General features: G+C 61.2%; 14 protein-coding genes. 6 read left to right on the forward strand and 8 right to left on the reverse strand.

Translation table 11 applies throughout. The features are described 5' to 3' along the window. The first annotated feature begins 5 nt into the window (after window positions 1-5). From asnB to ACYG97_RS15085, 3 genes are read left to right on the forward strand one after another with little or no spacing between them, the layout of a single operon-like run. On the forward strand, window positions 6-2,033 hold the full coding sequence (asnB, locus tag ACYG97_RS15075; RefSeq protein ID WP_023733262.1) for an asparagine synthase (glutamine-hydrolyzing): 2,028 nt from the start codon (window positions 6-8) through the stop codon (window positions 2,031-2,033). Then, window positions 2,023-3,579, forward strand: a complete 1,557-nt coding sequence (locus tag ACYG97_RS15080) for a class I adenylate-forming enzyme family protein (protein WP_023753026.1) — start codon at window positions 2,023-2,025, stop codon at window positions 3,577-3,579. Before asnB ends, ACYG97_RS15080 begins: the two co-directional genes overlap by 11 nt. A 55-nt stretch (window positions 3,580-3,634) precedes the next feature. Then, window positions 3,635-3,901, forward strand: coding sequence for an acyl carrier protein (locus tag ACYG97_RS15085; RefSeq protein WP_023670883.1), 267 nt, complete (start codon window positions 3,635-3,637; stop codon window positions 3,899-3,901). A gap of 54 nt (window positions 3,902-3,955) precedes the next feature. Here ACYG97_RS15085 and ACYG97_RS15090 read toward each other — a convergent pair whose 3' ends face one another. Next, window positions 3,956-4,648: a N5-glutamine methyltransferase family protein gene (locus ACYG97_RS15090; protein ID WP_023689767.1), complete on the reverse strand. Its 693-nt coding sequence runs from the start codon at window positions 4,646-4,648 to the stop codon at window positions 3,956-3,958. Between the two features lie 486 nt (window positions 4,649-5,134). Here ACYG97_RS15090 and ACYG97_RS15095 point away from each other — a divergent pair, with 486 nt between their 5' ends. Then, on the forward strand, window positions 5,135-5,506 hold the full coding sequence (locus ACYG97_RS15095; RefSeq protein ID WP_023670881.1) for a response regulator: 372 nt from the start codon (window positions 5,135-5,137) through the stop codon (window positions 5,504-5,506). Window positions 5,507-5,877: 371 nt separating this feature from the next. After that, complete coding sequence (locus tag ACYG97_RS15100; protein ID WP_155921622.1) at window positions 5,878-6,081, forward strand: hypothetical protein; 204 nt, start codon at window positions 5,878-5,880, stop codon at window positions 6,079-6,081. Between the two features lie 173 nt (window positions 6,082-6,254). On the opposite strand, the gene ACYG97_RS15105 is transcribed toward ACYG97_RS15100, so the two are convergent. The 7 genes from ACYG97_RS15105 to ACYG97_RS15135 form a co-directional block, all read right to left on the reverse strand. Next, entirely contained in the window at window positions 6,255-6,440 is a 186-nt protein-coding gene (locus tag ACYG97_RS15105; protein ID WP_023681021.1) for a hypothetical protein, read from the reverse strand. 1,064 nt (window positions 6,441-7,504) lie between these two features. Next, window positions 7,505-8,218 carry an NAD(P)H-dependent oxidoreductase gene (locus tag ACYG97_RS15110; RefSeq protein WP_348626124.1) on the reverse strand — a complete coding sequence of 238 codons (714 nt, stop codon included), beginning with the start codon at window positions 8,216-8,218 and terminating at the stop codon, window positions 7,505-7,507. Window positions 8,219-8,227: 9 nt separating this feature from the next. Next, complete coding sequence (locus ACYG97_RS15115; protein WP_023733265.1) at window positions 8,228-9,283, reverse strand: aldo/keto reductase; 1,056 nt, start codon at window positions 9,281-9,283, stop codon at window positions 8,228-8,230. Window positions 9,284-9,303: 20 nt separating this feature from the next. Continuing rightward, on the reverse strand, window positions 9,304-10,251 hold the full coding sequence (locus tag ACYG97_RS15120; RefSeq protein ID WP_023701121.1) for an ABC transporter ATP-binding protein: 948 nt from the start codon (window positions 10,249-10,251) through the stop codon (window positions 9,304-9,306). Further along, window positions 10,229-11,227 (reverse strand): ABC transporter ATP-binding protein, encoded by a 999-nt coding sequence (locus tag ACYG97_RS15125; RefSeq protein ID WP_023733266.1) that lies wholly within the window; start codon window positions 11,225-11,227, stop codon window positions 10,229-10,231. The genes ACYG97_RS15120 and ACYG97_RS15125 overlap by 23 nt, the downstream gene beginning before the upstream one ends. Before the next feature lie 2 nt (window positions 11,228-11,229). Beyond that, window positions 11,230-12,228: an ABC transporter permease gene (locus tag ACYG97_RS15130; RefSeq protein WP_023733267.1), complete on the reverse strand. Its 999-nt coding sequence runs from the start codon at window positions 12,226-12,228 to the stop codon at window positions 11,230-11,232. Then, window positions 12,229-13,215 (reverse strand): ABC transporter permease, encoded by a 987-nt coding sequence (locus ACYG97_RS15135; RefSeq protein WP_023733268.1) that lies wholly within the window; start codon window positions 13,213-13,215, stop codon window positions 12,229-12,231. It lies immediately after the preceding gene. A 313-nt stretch (window positions 13,216-13,528) separates the two neighbouring features. Here ACYG97_RS15135 and ACYG97_RS15140 point away from each other — a divergent pair, with 313 nt between their 5' ends. Continuing rightward, a complete protein-coding gene (locus ACYG97_RS15140; RefSeq protein ID WP_023733269.1) occupies window positions 13,529-15,139 on the forward strand; it encodes an ABC transporter substrate-binding protein in 1,611 nt (536 codons plus the stop codon). Window positions 15,140-15,197 lie beyond the last annotated feature (58 nt).

A 15,197-nucleotide genomic window follows, 5' to 3' on the forward strand; every position in this document is an offset into this window, starting at 1 on the left:
CGAGCATGTGCGGCATCGCTGGAATCGTGGCGCTGAATGCCACAGCGGCTTCTCCTTCGCGGCAGGCGCTGATGCAGATGATGGGCGCGCTGGCGCATCGCGGCCCCGACGGGCGCGGTCTCTACCGGGACAGACGCGCGGGGCTGGCGCATGTGCGCCTGTCCATCGTCGATCTTTCCAGTGGCCAGCAACCGATGGCGGACACAGGCGATACGACGTGGATCGTGTTCAACGGCGAGATATTCAACTACGTCGAATTGCGTGAAAAACTCACGGCGCTCGGCCACCGCTTCCGAACCCGCAGCGACACGGAGGTCGCGCTACACGCCTATCGTGAGTGGGGAGCAACGGCCTTCGAGCGGATGAACGGCCAATGGGCAATTGCGATCTGGGATTCAGTGGCCAATCGTCTTATATTGTCGCGCGACCGCTTCGGCATTTGCCCGCTGTATTTCAGCGAGCATGCGCACCGGCTTTATTTCGCCAGCGAAGTGAAAGCCATTTTCGCGGCCGATCGAACCATACCTCGCGCCCTTGATCCAGCCGGCATCGATCAGACGTTCACGCTCTGGACGGTCGTTCCGCCGCAAGGAGTTTTCCACGGAATCAACGAACTCGAGCCGGGTCGTGTCCGCATCTATCAGGATGGCACCGTTCGTGAGCGGATTTTTTGGCAGCCTTCCTATCCCGACAATTTCGGATCGCGGCAGGGCGAGTTCCCCGGGTCCTCCAACGACGCGGTGGACCGCGTGTCTAGCGCTCTTGAGGCCGCGACGGCGCTCAGAATGGTGCGCGCCGACGTGCCTGTCGGGTGCTACCTCTCCGGAGGGCTGGACAGTTCGCTTGTGGCCGCGCTCGCGAGGCGCTTCGCGGGCGATCGCTTCCAAACCTTCTCCTTGCGTTTTGCCGACGCCGAATATGACGAGACCCGCTTCCAGCGAATGGTTGCCGAGGCGACCGGCAGTGAGCACCATGAAGTGGTCGTTTCGCGCAGAGATATAGCCGGAATCTTTCCGGAGGTAATCCGACACACCGAACGCCCGATACTGAGGACTGCCCCGGCGCCACTCTTCCTGCTCTCGCGCCTGGTGCGCGAGCGTGGAATCAAGGTCGTGCTGACCGGCGAAGGCGCTGACGAAATGTTCGCCGGCTACGACCTGTTCCGCGAAGGCAAGGTCCGCCGCTTCTGGGGGCGCCACCCGACTTCGACACGACGCTCTCGGCTCCTGGAACGCCTTTACCCCTATCTCACCCGCTCGCCGGTGCAACAGCAGGCGATGGCGCGTCAGTTCTTCGGGCGAAATATTCAGGCTTACGACGCGCCGGGCTTTGCTCATGAAACCCGCTGGCAAACCACCAGGGCCATCAAGCGCTTGTTTACGGCCGATATGCGGGCTCGAACGCAGGGCCGCGACGCCGTGTCCGAGTTGCTCGCCCGTCTGCCCGCGCAGTTTGCCCGTTGGAGTCCCCTTGCGCAGGACCAGTATCTCGAGGTGCAAACACTGATGTCGGGCTATCTGCTCTCCTCGCAAGGCGACAGGATGCTGATGGCTCACTCCGTCGAGGGGCGCTTCCCGTTCCTGGACGATGAACTTGTGAGGCTCGCGAATTCGCTGCCGCCCTCCTTCAAACTCCGCGGCCTCGACGAAAAGCACGTGCTGAAGCGCATGGCGGCACCCATCCTGCCCTCCGAGATCGTAGCCCGCAAGAAGCAGCCCTTCCGCGCGCCCAACGCGCTTTGCTTCGTCGGCGCAGACGCTCCGGATTACGCTCGCGAGGCGGTTTCGCAGAAGGCCCTGCGCGAGGCGAATGTCTTCGATCCAAAGGGGGTCACGCACCTGCTTGCCAAATGCCAGGCCAGAACTGGCGATGGCGACCTGTCCAATGCCGACAACATGGCGCTGGTCGGCGTGTTGTCGACCCAACTTCTTCATCAGCAGTTCGTCGCGGGTTGTCCCAGTGCAACGCTCGAATGCACGCTCAGCGTCGACGTCGACTGCGAACATCGGGAAGAGCGCCTGTATGTTGCATGATGCCGTACCATTGCTGCATGACTACCTCGCCCATTCCGCCGTCCGACACGGAAGTAAGGTGGCGCTGGTGTGCAACAGGCAGCGTGTCACCTACCTCGAACTCGAAACGCGAGCCAACGCGATCGCCTGGGACCTGTCCGCATCCGGAGTCGTTCGCGGTGATCGCGTGATGATCTTCGCCGACAACACCGTCGAGACGGTGGTTAGCTTCTGGGCGGTGCTAAAGGCGAATGCGGTGGTGTGCATCGTCAACCCGCTCACCAAGAGCGACAAGCTCGACTATCTGCTCAACGACTGCCGGCCGACGGCGCTCATCACGGACGGCCATCTGCAAGCGATCTTCCGCGAGCCGGCGCGCGGCTGCCCGTCACTTCTGCGGGTGATCGTATCGGGACCGATCGACGACGTCGAACTCGCCCAGCTGCCGTTTGCCGTGCGCTGGGACGCCGCCCTCGCCAATGGCGCGGATACGCCGCCGGCACGGCAGTGCATCGATGTTGATCTGGCAGCCATCATCTACACGTCCGGGTCGACGGGCGAACCCAAGGGCGTGATGCTGACGCACAGAAACATGATGGCCGCGTGCGCGTCTGTCGCTTCCTACCTGGCGATTGCCGAGGACGAGGTGATCCTCAATGTCCTACCCCTCGCCTTCGATTATGGACTGTACCAGATGATCATGGCTTTTCGTACCGGCGCCCGGCTGGTGCTCGAACGCTCGTTCGCTTTCCCGGCACAGATCCTCGGGTTGATCAGGCAGGAGGGAGTTACGGGCTTTCCCGGCGTGCCCACAATCTTTGCCGCACTCTCCGAACTCAGGTCCCTCAAAGACCAGGATTTCTCGAGCATCCGCTACGTCACAAACACTGCGGCAGCCCTACCCCTCAAGCATATTTTCATGCTTCGCGAGCTGTTTTCGAGTGCACGCATCTATTCGATGTACGGTCTCACCGAATGCAAACGTTGCACCTATTTGCCGCCAGAGGACCTCGAGCGAAAGCCATTGAGCGTAGGGATCGCAATCCCGAATACGGAGATGTGGATCGTTGACGAGCATGACAGGCGGATAGGCCCAGGCGTTGTCGGCCAACTCGTCATTCGCGGCGCAACGGTGATGAACGGGTATTGGGGCAAGCCCGAGGCAACGGCCAGGAAACTCAAACCCGGCCCGCTGCCCGGCGAGCAGGTCCTATACACCGGCGACTACTGCCGGATGGATACGGAGGGTTACCTCTACTTCGTTGGCCGTGGGGATGAGATCATAAAGTCGCGAGGCGAGAAGGTGGCGCCAAGGGAAGTGGAAAATGTACTGATGGACATTCCAGGAGTCCGAGAAGCGGCTGTCATAGGTGTTCCCGACGAGCTCCTCGGGCAAGCGGTGAAAGCTTTTGTGGTGATGGAGCATGGAAGAGCCATTGGCGAAAGGGAACTGCAGAAGGAGTGCCAGAAGCGTCTGGAAAACTTCATGGTCCCGAAATCCATCGTCGTTGTGGCGAACCTGCCGATGACGGACACGGGAAAACTCAAGAAAACGGCGCTGTCATGATACGGGGCCAGAACCAAGTCGCTGATTTAATGGTGACGCCACGGAGGACGAATTCATGTTGACCATCAAGGAACGCACCGGAATCTACAGCGAGCAGATTCGTAGTTTCTTGGTTTCGAATTTCTACGTCAGCGACGTCAAGGCATTGCTGGATGACGCATCCTTGCTCGATCAAGGCATTGTCGACTCGACGGGTGTGCTTGAGATTATCGGCTTCATCGAGGAGACCTTTGGCATTACCGTCGAGGATAGCGAACTTCTGCCTGAAAACCTCGATTCCATCCAGGGGATCGAGCAATACATCATCCGCAAAATGAACTGATGGGTAAGCGTAACGCCCAGAGCAGCCCCGTATTTGGTCTGATTGTCGCAGGATTCATGCCTGCGTCTTGACTTGCCCCAGAACCACCCGGCCCTCGCCCGCTTCGTTCGAGACCGAACGGATGTTCTCGAATGCCTTGCTGCGTTCCAGCAGACCCGCTACCTGTCGGTCTTGGCCAAGCCCGACCTCGAAGAGCAGGATGCCGCCACGCCGCAGGTATCGCGGTGCGTCTTTCAGTACGCGCATATGAATGCTCAGGCCGTAAGGGCCGGCTGCAAACGCCTCGCGCGGCTCAAGCTCGATCAGATGGGCGCGGTCGCCCTCGAGCCGCTTTTCAGAAATGTAAGGCGGATTGCAGACGATTACGTCGATAGTTCCGTCTAACCCAAGGCCGATGAGAGAGTCGAACAAGTCGCCCTGAAGCACCGAAAGACGCTCAGCCATGCCGTGATGTGAGGTGTTGCGGCGTGCCGTTTCGACGCATTCATCGGTGAGATCGCTTGCCCAGACAAGGGCGCTGGGCACATGGTAGGCGATCGCGCACGCCAGATTCCCAGTGCCGCAGCACATATCAACTATGCGCGGAGCCGGCAGGTTCATCTGATGCAACACACCAAGCGCGGTCTTGCCGAGCAACTCGGTCTCAGGTCTGGGGACGAGCGCACCGGGCGAAACCAGCAGTTCAAGTCCCATGAACATGGCGCGGCCGGCGCCATAGGCATCAGCTACACTGAACTCTTTGCTCATGGCCGACCCCATCGCTTGATCTCCCCAGTATAGATCTGCGGCGCTCATGCGCCAGCCAAACCTGCTCCGAAATCATGAATTCTCAAGCCTTTCCTTCGAAAAACTGCAGGCACAAACTCGGTGCATCGCACTTCTGACGCTCATTGACCGATTGCAATCTCAGGTCGCCAAAGATGGAGAGAGAGGTGCTGCTCATGCTTTGAAGAGCCAATGGCGCGGTACGGCGGCTTTTAGATTTTGTGGATGGTGGAGAGGGGTAAACGCCTATCCAACTCTGATGGAGCGGAGGCGCGGACCGCAGCTCCATTGACGCGCTAATCTTCGGCTCCGGTAATTCAGCAAGTGGTCGGTGGAAGCGCCTCCGCTCCAGCATCAGCCTCACCTTGCTGCATGGAGAGGTTACCTATAGGTTTGCGGACATGTCGAAACAACTGTCCGAAGGTCTCGGATCGACATCTCATTTCCGGTCAATCGCAGAGAGGGGCCGTGAGCGAAAGCGTGAGTGTTCTGATTGTTGAGGATCAATGGCTAGTCGCGCAGGACACTGCCGCGCGGCTGCGTCGCGCCGGTTATCAGGTGGTCGGACCTGTGCCGTCGGTATCCGCCGCTCTGCGTCTTGTCGAATCGGACAAGATTGACGTGGCGTTGCTAGACATCCAGCTGAACGGTGAAACGGGTCTGCCGGTGGCGAGGATATTGCAGGCGCGAGGCATCCCCTTTGCCTTCTTGTCGGGATTTGGCCCCGCCGACGTTCCCGCGGCTTTCCGCGACTGCAGATTCCTGCCGAAGCCGGCAACCGATGCTGTCATCCTTGCTGCTGTCAGCGAGTTGGCGTCCCTGCGCACAGCTTCGCGCTGACATTCGCTCCGCCGCATTATTACCGGAGTTGCGCCCTGGCGACCTGGTAGGCCGGACGAGGTCAGTCTCACAAAGGGCAACATTGGCGCTTTGGCCATGAGGACGGCGGACTACGACCGGCGAGGACGGAAATTCAGCGTTCAAAAAGCATCCGCCGGGGTTCCACTTCTCGGCCTGTTGGCGGCGATTTGGACTTAGGTCCGATCCCGGTCGCCAGAGGTCGGATTGCGGAACATCTGCCAAGGACCCACGTTCGGGGTTTGAGCACGGAGGTGCCGGCCGATCTCGAAGCGCAAGTTTCACGGGCAACTGTTGGGGAGTGTCGTAGTGCCGATTTCAAACGATATGGGGGACGAGTACCTGGAACTGGAATGTCCAAACTGTTCTCATGTCATCATAAAAAAGGGATCGTGGTTGAAGGTGATATCCAACTTCAACTGCACCCAATGCCATGCAAAAATCAGAATTGGTTATATGACCAAGCTCGCGCTTTTCGAGAAAAAAAGGCAAAGCATGAACCCGGCTGCGCAGTGAGCGTCCTGGCGGCCCGACAGTCGTTTGGGGTGGTGCGTTGAACCGTCGGGCCTGACCGGCCCGATGGCGGGGGAGCCAGGCCGGCTGGGTGAATCGTATACATTAGATCGTGCTTATCAAGCCCAAATACGCGGCGCGACATCGCCTGGTGACGCAACGGTGAACCCCGCGCCCGTATACGCGCTAGCAGGAACGTCGGCGGTCAACATGCCGCTCATTCGTAGAGAGTGCGAACAGCTTCATCAAACAGCTCCACCTCGGCTTCAACCTTTTCAGCCGCTTTATCGACCTTGTCGAAACGCTTCAGCATTCGATTGTGGAGCATGGACAAGCGTGCCGCATGGTAGACCACGCTGCGCTTGTAACCTTCAGAGTCGAGTGGTTCGAACAACATTGTCATGGCAGAAATCCTCAATGTTTTTCGTCCTGCAATCCTTCCCTAGTAAACCGCCAGTTAACTCTTTCGTTCCGCTGGTGATGCGAAGGCGCCCGAATGAATAACTCGTTGCGCTGTCTCCAGACTGCACGAGCGTGCTTCGTCTGTCTGAGGTTGGGCCCCAAGGCTTGCGCTTGCCTCGCCTGTTCGGCTCATGCTGCGTCAGTCACGACATCGACGGCCAGCTTCAGTTCAATCGCTTTGGGCGTGAGTTGAATACCGGCGCTGCCAAAAATTGCCGAATGATCATCCTGCTGTGGTGGGACCGCCGAACCCGTCAGGAGCGACGAACCGAGCCGGCTTGGATAGTCGCCCCGCCGCAAGGACGCGAGCGATCGAAGATCACGTCGGCAGGTGCTCTGCCCTCTCTGGGAAGCCGGCGCCGCGCGCACTTACTGAAAAAACCCAAACAGAATAAGAGCGAGAAAGGCAAACAGCAGCGCTGCAGCCGCTAGCAACACACCTTTGTTGGAGCCGCGCCGAGGTTGAGGGTCAGGCACGAGTTTTTTCCGGTTTGGGAGTTCATTCATTGGACATTAATTTGCGGCTGCAAATTAGGTTCCGCTCATGCTTGGATGCCTACAATGCCGCCCCACAGCGCCCTACAGGCGCACGACCTTCGCTAGCCCTAGGCGTATCCGCTGGCCTTCTGCAAAGGATAACGCGAACGATTCCTGATTGAATGACCGGGCAATTTCCTGATCTTTCTCAACCACGCGGACGAACCATTCGCCCCAGGTTTCTGTCACTTCGACGCATGGCGAAGCTTCTGAAGGGGTTTGTCTAAACCGACTGTCTAACCAGGTTGTCTACCCTCGACGCAAAGCCTTGTGCATCAAGGCGACTGGTAGGCCCGGAGGGCGAACGAAAATCGTCGATTTTGTTGGGTTTTTCGCGGGCAAGAATCAGAAATCTTCCCGCATCGTTCCGTATGGTTCCGCGGACGGCCAAAGCACCGAACGCTCGGTGTTTCGCCTTCAGATGGAACACGAATAGCGAAACTTCCAGGCAGCCATCGCCCTACTACACTAAAAGATGTTCACGACCTTCCCGAACCCCTTAGTTCCGTTTGCCGAGGCAGCCGGCACCTGGCCGAGCCCGATACCCGTCAGCCTGAAGCCAGCCTGACCGGGTTGGCTCTTCGGCTGCCGCGCTGAAAGCAACGTCGCGAACTGGTCCACGGCCTGTGCGGCCAGCCCAGGACCGTGGATCCAAAAGCTTGCCGTCGGCAAAATCGCTGTCGCATAGACGGCGCTCGGCACCCTCAGCGCCGAATAGAAGCCCAACGGCGGGCGAAGCTGGTGTTCGACCACCAGCGCGTGGCGCTGGCCGCCTCCCGTCGCGCCGATCAGGACTGGGCGATCGACGAGTGCCAGCGGATCGATGAGGTCGAACAGGCCAGCATAGGGACCATTATAGACCGGCGTCGTCACGATCAGCGAGTCGGCTTGTTCGACCGCGGCCACCACATCCAGCGCCTCCGGCATCAATTCCTTTCGCGTGAACGCAGCACCCAGACCGCGGCCGGCATCGACGAGATCGAGGAAATTCACTGTGACCGACAGTTTTTCGCGCAGTGCCTCACCAAGATGATGCGCCAGCCTCCGTGATTTCGACGGCCTATGGGTGTTGCCTGACAACACGACGATGTTCGCAGCCGTTCGACATGGAAATTCGTGGTCTCTCTCATCTGTGCGAAATGATTGGAGACTCTGTGGGGGCCGCCGGCCCCGCCAGTCCACAGCTGACCGTCAGGCGGCGCGCAGAGGCCGCGTCAGCGGGATCGGTGCGGCCGGCTCGGAACGCGGCACACGGCCTTCGACCGGATGGCTCGGATCGTTGAACCCATGCGTCGAGGCATGGCCGGCGGTGACGAGGCGGTCGACAAAGGCCTCGTCCTCGGCGGTCAGCCTGAAGTCCAGCGCCTTGGCGTAGCTGTCCCACTGTTCCTCAGTGCGCGGACCGGCGATCGCCGCCGTGATCAGCCGGTTGTTGAGCACCCAGGCCAGCGCGAAATCGGCGGCCGAGACACCGCGCGACTTTGCGTGCGCCGCGATCTGCCTGGCGATCTCGATCGATTCCGGGCGCCACTCGGTCTCGGCGATACGCTTGTCGCCACGCCCGGCCCTAGTGTCGGCGGCTGGCGCCTGGTTGGGCTCGTATTTGCCGGTCAGCACGCCGCGCGCCAGCGGGCTGTAGGAGACGACACCAAGACCAAAATAGGCTGCCGCCGGCAGTTGCTCGGCCTCGGCGGTGCGGTTGACGATGTTGTAGAGCGGCTGGCTGGCCACCGGCCGGTCGATGCCGAGTTCATCGGCGAGATGCGCGACTTCGGCGATGCGCCAGCCACGGAAGTTCGACACGCCGAAATAGCGCAGCTTGCCCTGGCGGATCAGGTCGGCGATGGCCCGCACCGGCTCCTCCAGCGGCGCATCGAAGACGGCGCGGTGGAAATAGAACAGGTCGATGTAGTCTGTTCCCAGGCGCCGCAGACTGTTCTCGACGGTCTGGATCACCCATTTGCGTGAATGGCCGCCGAGATTGGGACCCTTGTCATGCGAGTTGACGAATTTGGTCGCCACCACCCAATGATCGCGCGTCGCCTTGATGCCGCGGCCAACAACTTCCTCGGACTTGCCATTGTGGTAGACGTCGGCGGTGTCAATGAAATTGACGCCTTGCTCGCGCGCCTTGTCGATGATGCGGTGCGCGACCGTCTCCTCGGTCGGCCCGGCGAACATCATGGTGCCAAGGCTGAGCGGGGAAACCTTCAGGGCGCTGCGGCCGAGATAGCGGTAATCGGACATTGTTTTGCTCCGTTGAACTTTCAGTTGAGGGTTGGTTCGGCGTAGTGGCAAGCGACGTGATGCCCCGCCGCGATCGCCCGGAATGCAGGCTCCTGCGAACGGCAGAGATCGGTCGCCAGCGGGCAGCGCGTGTGGAAACGGCAACCGCTGGGGATGTTCTGCGGGCTCGGCAGATCGCCATGGATCGGCGCTGCCTGACGCCGGCGCGCCGGGTCCGGCACGGCGTCCATCAGTGCGCGCGTGTAGGGATGTTTTGGCGAGGTCCACAGCGTCGCATTGTCGGCGCTTTCGACGATGCGTCCGAGATACATGACCAGCACCCGGTCAGCGAAATAGCGGACCACCGACAGATCATGCGAGATGAACAGGTAGGACAGGCCGAGCTGCCGTTTCATGTCGACCAGCAGGTTGAGGATCTGGGCCTGGATCGAAAGGTCGAGTGCCGACACCGGCTCGTCGCAGACGACCAGTTCCGGATTGAGGATCAGTGCCCGGGCGATGCCGATGCGCTGGCGCTGACCACCGGAAAATTCATGCGGGTAGCGGCCAAGCGAATCCTTGGGCAGACCGACGCGCTCGATGATATCCTCTACAATCTTGCGCCGCTCGGCCTTGTTGCCGATGCTATGGACTTTCAGCGGCGCGGTCAGGATGTCGCCAATCGTGTGGCGCGGGTTGAGCGACGCGAACGGATCCTGGAAAATCATCTGGATGTTGCGGCGCGCCGCCTTCAGCCGGCGGGCGTCGAGAACGGTGATGTCGGTGCCGTTGAACTCGATCTTGCCGCTGGTCGGATCGACCAGCCGCATGATCGTCTTGCCGAGGGTCGATTTTCCGCAGCCGCTTTCGCCGACGAGGCCAACCGTTTCGCCGCGTCCGACCTCGAGCGAGACGCCGTCGACGGCGCGCAACGCACCACCCTGAGCATGGAAATGCGTAGAGAGGTCAGAGACCGAGAGCAGCGCCATGCGCAACCTCCGGAATGAAGCTGTAGGGGCAGGCGACGAGGCGATCCTCGCTCACCTCGACGAGGTCGGGCACGAAATGGGCGCAGCTATCGCGCGCCACCGCGCAGCGCGGCCGGAACGGGCAGCCTTTCTCGCCAGCGGCCGAGACGATGCTGCCGGGTATCTCCGTCAGCCTGGCGTCGCGGTAGTGCAGATTGGTCTTCAGCCTTGGCGAAGCGGCCAGCAGGCCGCGCGTATAGGGATGGAGCGGGGTTCTGAACAGCGCGCCGGGCAGCGCCTGTTCAACCTTGCGTCCTGCATACATGACGACGACCTTGTCGGCCCACTGCGCGACGACGCCGAGATCGTGGGTGATGAGCACGACAGCCATCGACAGTTCGCGGCGCAGCGTATCGAGCAGGTCGAGCACCTGCGCCTGGATGGTCACATCCAGCGCCGTCGTAGGTTCGTCGGCAATCAGCAGGCGCGGACGGCAGGCAACGGCAATGGCAATCATGACTCGCTGGCGCATGCCACCGGAAAGCTGGTGGGGATAGTCGTCGATGCGCCGCTGCGGATCGGGAATACGCACCAGATTGAGAAGCTCGATGGCACGGTTCCGCGCTGCCTTGCCGCGCATGCCTTCGTGCAGCGTCAGTACCTCGGTGATCTGCCGGCCGATGGTCAGCACCGGGTTGAGCGACGTCATCGGCTCCTGGAAGATCATGGCGATCTCGCGCCCGCGCAGGTTCCGCATCGCCTTCTGGTCGAGACCGAGCAGATCCCTGCCGGCGAACTCGATCCTTCCATTGGGGATCTTCGCCGAGCGCGGCAGAAGCTGCATCAGGGCAAGTGCTGTCAGCGATTTGCCGGAGCCCGATTCGCCGACGATCGCCAGCGTCTCGCCTTCGCCGACCTCGAAACTCAGCCGGCTGACCGGCTCGGTGCTCGAGAAGCGAACCGTCAGATTGTCGAGCTTGAGCAAAGCAGCGGCCATCTCTAGCGCTCCTGCGAGAAGCGCGGGTTGAGCGCGTCGTTGAGGCCGTCGCCGATCAAGTTCAGCGCCAGCACGGTGAAGACGATCGCAAGCCCCGGCAGTGCTGTCAGATACCAGGCGGTGCGGATCAACTCCCTGCCCGCTCCTATCATCGAACCCCAACTGACGACATTGGGATCGCCGAGGCCCATGAAGGACAGCGCCGATTCCATCAGGATTGCGGTTGCCACCATCACCGACGAGGTCACGATCAAAGGCGGCAGCGCGTTTGGCAATATCTCCCGAAAGATGATGCGGGCATGGCCATAGCCGAGGCTGCGCGCGGCCATGACGAAATCCTTTTCGCGAATGGCGCGGAATTCGGCGCGGGTCAGCCGCGCCACCGTCGGCCAGGTGATGACGGCGATCGCCACCGTCACGACAAGCGCCGTCGGTTGCGCGATCGCCACCATGACGACCAGAAGCACAAAGCTCGGTATGGTCTGAAAGATCTCGATCAGGCGCACCAGCACGTCATCGATCCAGCCGCCGAAATAGCCGGCGGTGGCGCCGACAAGGATGCCGAAGCTCAGGCCAAGTGCTGTCGCCACCAGGCCGACGAACAGCGAAATCCGCGCACCGTGCAGAATGCCGGAAAGCACGTCGCGGCCCATGGAATCGGTGCCCAACGGGAAGGCAGGATTCTGGCCTGGCCACAGGAAGGGCCGCGCCACCATCGACAGCGGATCGGCCGGATAGAGGACGGGCGCCAGCAATGCCGCCAGCACGACCAGCGACAGGAACACCACGCCGAACATGGCGTTGGGATTGCGCAGGAAAATCCTCAGCGCCCGGCCGCCGGCTGCAATCGGTACCGACGCCGCAGAGGCGGAGCGCGCGTCGGGCGCGTGAAGATTGCTCCAGCTCTTCGCCTCGGGTTCAGCCGGTGCCGCAGGCTCGCGAGCCTCGGCATAGGCGCGGCGGGAGCGGGCGTCGCCCGTGACGAAATCGGTGGAAGCCATTCAGCGCACTCCGATGCGGGGATCGAGCCAGGCGTGCAGCAGATCGACCGTCGCATTGGCGACGATGACCAGCAGCGACGACAGCAGCAGGATGCCGAGCAGCACCGTGAAATCGCGGCCCATGACCGCCTCGAAGGCGAGGCGCCCGAGGCCGGGCCAGGAATAGACGGTCTCGACAACCACGGCGCCGCCAAGCATGCCGCCGACATGCATGCCCGCCATGGTGGTGATGGGGATCAGCGCGTTGCGCAGGACATGGCGGATGGTGATGATGGTCGGCGACAGGCCCTTGGCGGCGGCGGTTCGCACATAGTCCTGCGACTGGACTTCCAGCATCGCCGCCCGCGTCAGCCGCGCATAGATCGCCACGTAGAACAGCGCCAGCGACAGCGCCGGCAAGATCATGTAGCGCACCTTGTCCCACACGCCGGCAAGGCCGGTCAGATTGCTGCCTATGGTTCCCGAACCGCCGCTCGGCAGCCAGCCGAGCTTGACCGAGAACAGCACGATCAGCATCAACCCGATCCAGAAGCCCGGGATCGAATAGAACAGCAGCGAAACGACCGAAAGCAGACGATCCGGCAGGTGTCCCGAAAACACCGCCATCAACGATCCGAGGACGAGACCAAGTGCGATGGCGATGGTCAGCGCCACCGCCATCAGCAACAGTGTGCCCGGCAGCCGCTGGCCGATCAGGTCGGCGACCGGCATGCCGTAGCGCGGCGAAAAGCCGAGACTGAAATGCGCCAGGTTGTAGAGATAGTTGAACAGCTGGACGAGCAGCGGATTGTCGAGCCCGAAGCGCTCGCGCAGCGCAGCCATGGTTTCCACCGTGGCCGAGCCGGCCTCGCCGGCCATGACGTCGGCGGCGTCGCCGGGCGCAAGCTGCAGCAGAAAGAAGTTCAGGATCACAATGCCCAGAACGGTCGGCACCGCCTGGATCGCGGTGCGTCGAAACGTTCTGCCAATGCGCGTCAGGGTCGACATCATTTTCGCTATCCCGGCCGTGGCTGACGATGCGGGTTTACTGTTTCCCGGAAGTTCCGAGCTTTTTAGTTGACAAGATTTATAGACATTGTCAAATCTGATCTAAGAAATTTTGTTCTGCAAATGGCGAAACTGCAGAATAGAATTTTATTTCATGCTACAAAAAAAGCCATTTGAAGTATGAAATCTTACGTGCGGGAGCGGATCGGCCAAATCTTTTTACAAACGGCCCCGCTCTTGGAACGACGGATTTTTCACCCGGCGGCCGACAACCGGTCGATCGGGGTCGGCAGCAAAAAAGGACCAGGGCGCGATGTCTCATTTCCTCATTCCGAACCGCCGCAGGTTCCTCGGCCTTTCGGCGACAGTGCTCGGATCCACCCTGTTGCCCGCATCGCGCAGTGCCTACGCAGCCGAGCCGAAGCAGGGCGGGACGGCGACATTTCTGCTGTCGGCCGAGCCACCGGTGCTGACGACCATCGCCCACACCGCATTCAATTCGGTCTACGTCTCGGCAAAGACCACCGAGGGCCTGCTGACCTATGATTTCGATCTCACGCCGCGGCCATCGCTGGCCAGGCAGTGGTCGGTCAGCGACGATGGCCTGCAATACACATTCAAGCTGCGCGAAGGCGTGAAGTGGCATGACGGCCAGCCATTCACCGCTGCCGACGTCGCCTATTCGATCGCCACGATCAAGGAGGTTCATCCGCGCGGCCGCAACACCTTCCTCAACCTTGTCGATATCCAGACGCCGGATCCGCTGACCGTGACGCTGGTTCTGTCGAAGCCGGCACCTTACCTGATCACGGCGCTGGCCGCGGCCGAAACGCCGATCGTGCCGAAGCATCTTTATGACGGCAGCAAGGCCGCCGAGAATCCGGTCAACACGGCTCCGATCGGCACCGGCCCATTCGTCTTCAAGGAATGGGTCCGCGGCAGCCACATCGTCTACGAACGCAACCCCGGCTATTGGGATGCACCGCGCCCCTATCTCGACCGGCTGATCGTGCGTTTCATTCCGGACGCCTCGGGACGCGCACTGGCGCTCGAGACCGGCGAGATCGACCTGGCGCCGGCAACGCCGATCCCGTACAGCGATTTGCAGCGCTTCGAAACGCTGCCGCATATCGGCTTCGAGAAGCAGGGTTACCAGTATTCCAACGGCATCAGCCGGGTCGAGTTCAACCTGGAGAAACCCTATTTCCAGGATGTTCGCGTCCGCCGCGCCTTCGCCCATGTCATCGACCGCGACATCATCCGCGACACCATCAACTACGGCTATGGCGCGACCATTCCGGGCCCGATCAATCCCAATCTGAAGAAGTGGTTCGTCGCCGACCTGAAGACCTATCCGGTCGACATTGCTGCCGCTGAGAAACTGCTCGACCAGGCAGGCTTGCCGCGCGACGCCGACGGCATCCGGCTCAAGCTTGTCCACGATTATGTTCCGAGCGGTGAGACCTACAAGCGTGGCGCTGAATACATCAAGCAGGCGCTGTCGGCGGTCGGGATCGCGGTCACCGTGCGCAGCCAGGATTTCGCCACCTACACCAAGCGCATCTACACCGACCGCGATTTCGACTTCACCTTTAACGGCATGAGCAATCTGTTCGACCCGACGGTCGGCGTGCAGCGCCTCTACTGGTCGAAGAATTTCAAGCCGGGCGTGCCGTTCTCGAATGGCTCGAAATACAGCAACCCCAAGGTCGATGAACTTCTTGAAACGGCCGCTGTCGAGGTCGACCACGAAAAGCGCTTCGAGCAATGGGCCGCGATCCAGCAGATCCTGGTCGAGGACCTGCCCGACATCGGCATCGTCAGCCAGCCGGAAATCACCCTCTACAACAAGCGCATCGCCGACCACACGGTGGGCGCCGAGGGCAATGCCGGCTCCCTCGCAACAGCCCACATCGTCGCCTGATCCGCCGAACCCGTGCGCGGTCTTCGCGCACAGGTTCCCTGCCTCCATCCGAGAAAGT

The sequence above is a fragment of the Mesorhizobium sp. W067 genome (genome assembly GCF_054719525.1).

Excerpts from the sequence above, each read along its gene's own strand:
- asnB (WP_023733262.1), top strand. The coding sequence starts at position 6 with ATGTGCGGCATCGCTGGAATCGTGGCGCTGAATGCCACAGCGGCTTCT.
- ACYG97_RS15120 (WP_023701121.1), bottom strand. The coding sequence starts at position 10,251 with ATGGCGCTGCTCTCGGTCTCTGACCTCTCTACGCATTTCCATGCTCAG.
- ACYG97_RS15090 (WP_023689767.1), bottom strand. The coding sequence starts at position 4,648 with ATGAGCAAAGAGTTCAGTGTAGCTGATGCCTATGGCGCCGGCCGCGCC.
- ACYG97_RS15105 (WP_023681021.1), bottom strand. The coding sequence starts at position 6,440 with ATGACAATGTTGTTCGAACCACTCGACTCTGAAGGTTACAAGCGCAGC.
- ACYG97_RS15085 (WP_023670883.1), top strand. The coding sequence starts at position 3,635 with ATGTTGACCATCAAGGAACGCACCGGAATCTACAGCGAGCAGATTCGT.
- ACYG97_RS15135 (WP_023733268.1), bottom strand. The coding sequence starts at position 13,215 with ATGTCGACCCTGACGCGCATTGGCAGAACGTTTCGACGCACCGCGATC.
- ACYG97_RS15125 (WP_023733266.1), bottom strand. The coding sequence starts at position 11,227 with ATGGCCGCTGCTTTGCTCAAGCTCGACAATCTGACGGTTCGCTTCTCG.
- ACYG97_RS15080 (WP_023753026.1), top strand. The coding sequence starts at position 2,023 with ATGTTGCATGATGCCGTACCATTGCTGCATGACTACCTCGCCCATTCC.
- ACYG97_RS15100 (WP_155921622.1), top strand. The coding sequence starts at position 5,878 with ATGTCCAAACTGTTCTCATGTCATCATAAAAAAGGGATCGTGGTTGAA.
- ACYG97_RS15115 (WP_023733265.1), bottom strand. The coding sequence starts at position 9,283 with ATGTCCGATTACCGCTATCTCGGCCGCAGCGCCCTGAAGGTTTCCCCG.
- ACYG97_RS15130 (WP_023733267.1), bottom strand. The coding sequence starts at position 12,228 with ATGGCTTCCACCGATTTCGTCACGGGCGACGCCCGCTCCCGCCGCGCC.
- ACYG97_RS15140 (WP_023733269.1), top strand. The coding sequence starts at position 13,529 with ATGTCTCATTTCCTCATTCCGAACCGCCGCAGGTTCCTCGGCCTTTCG.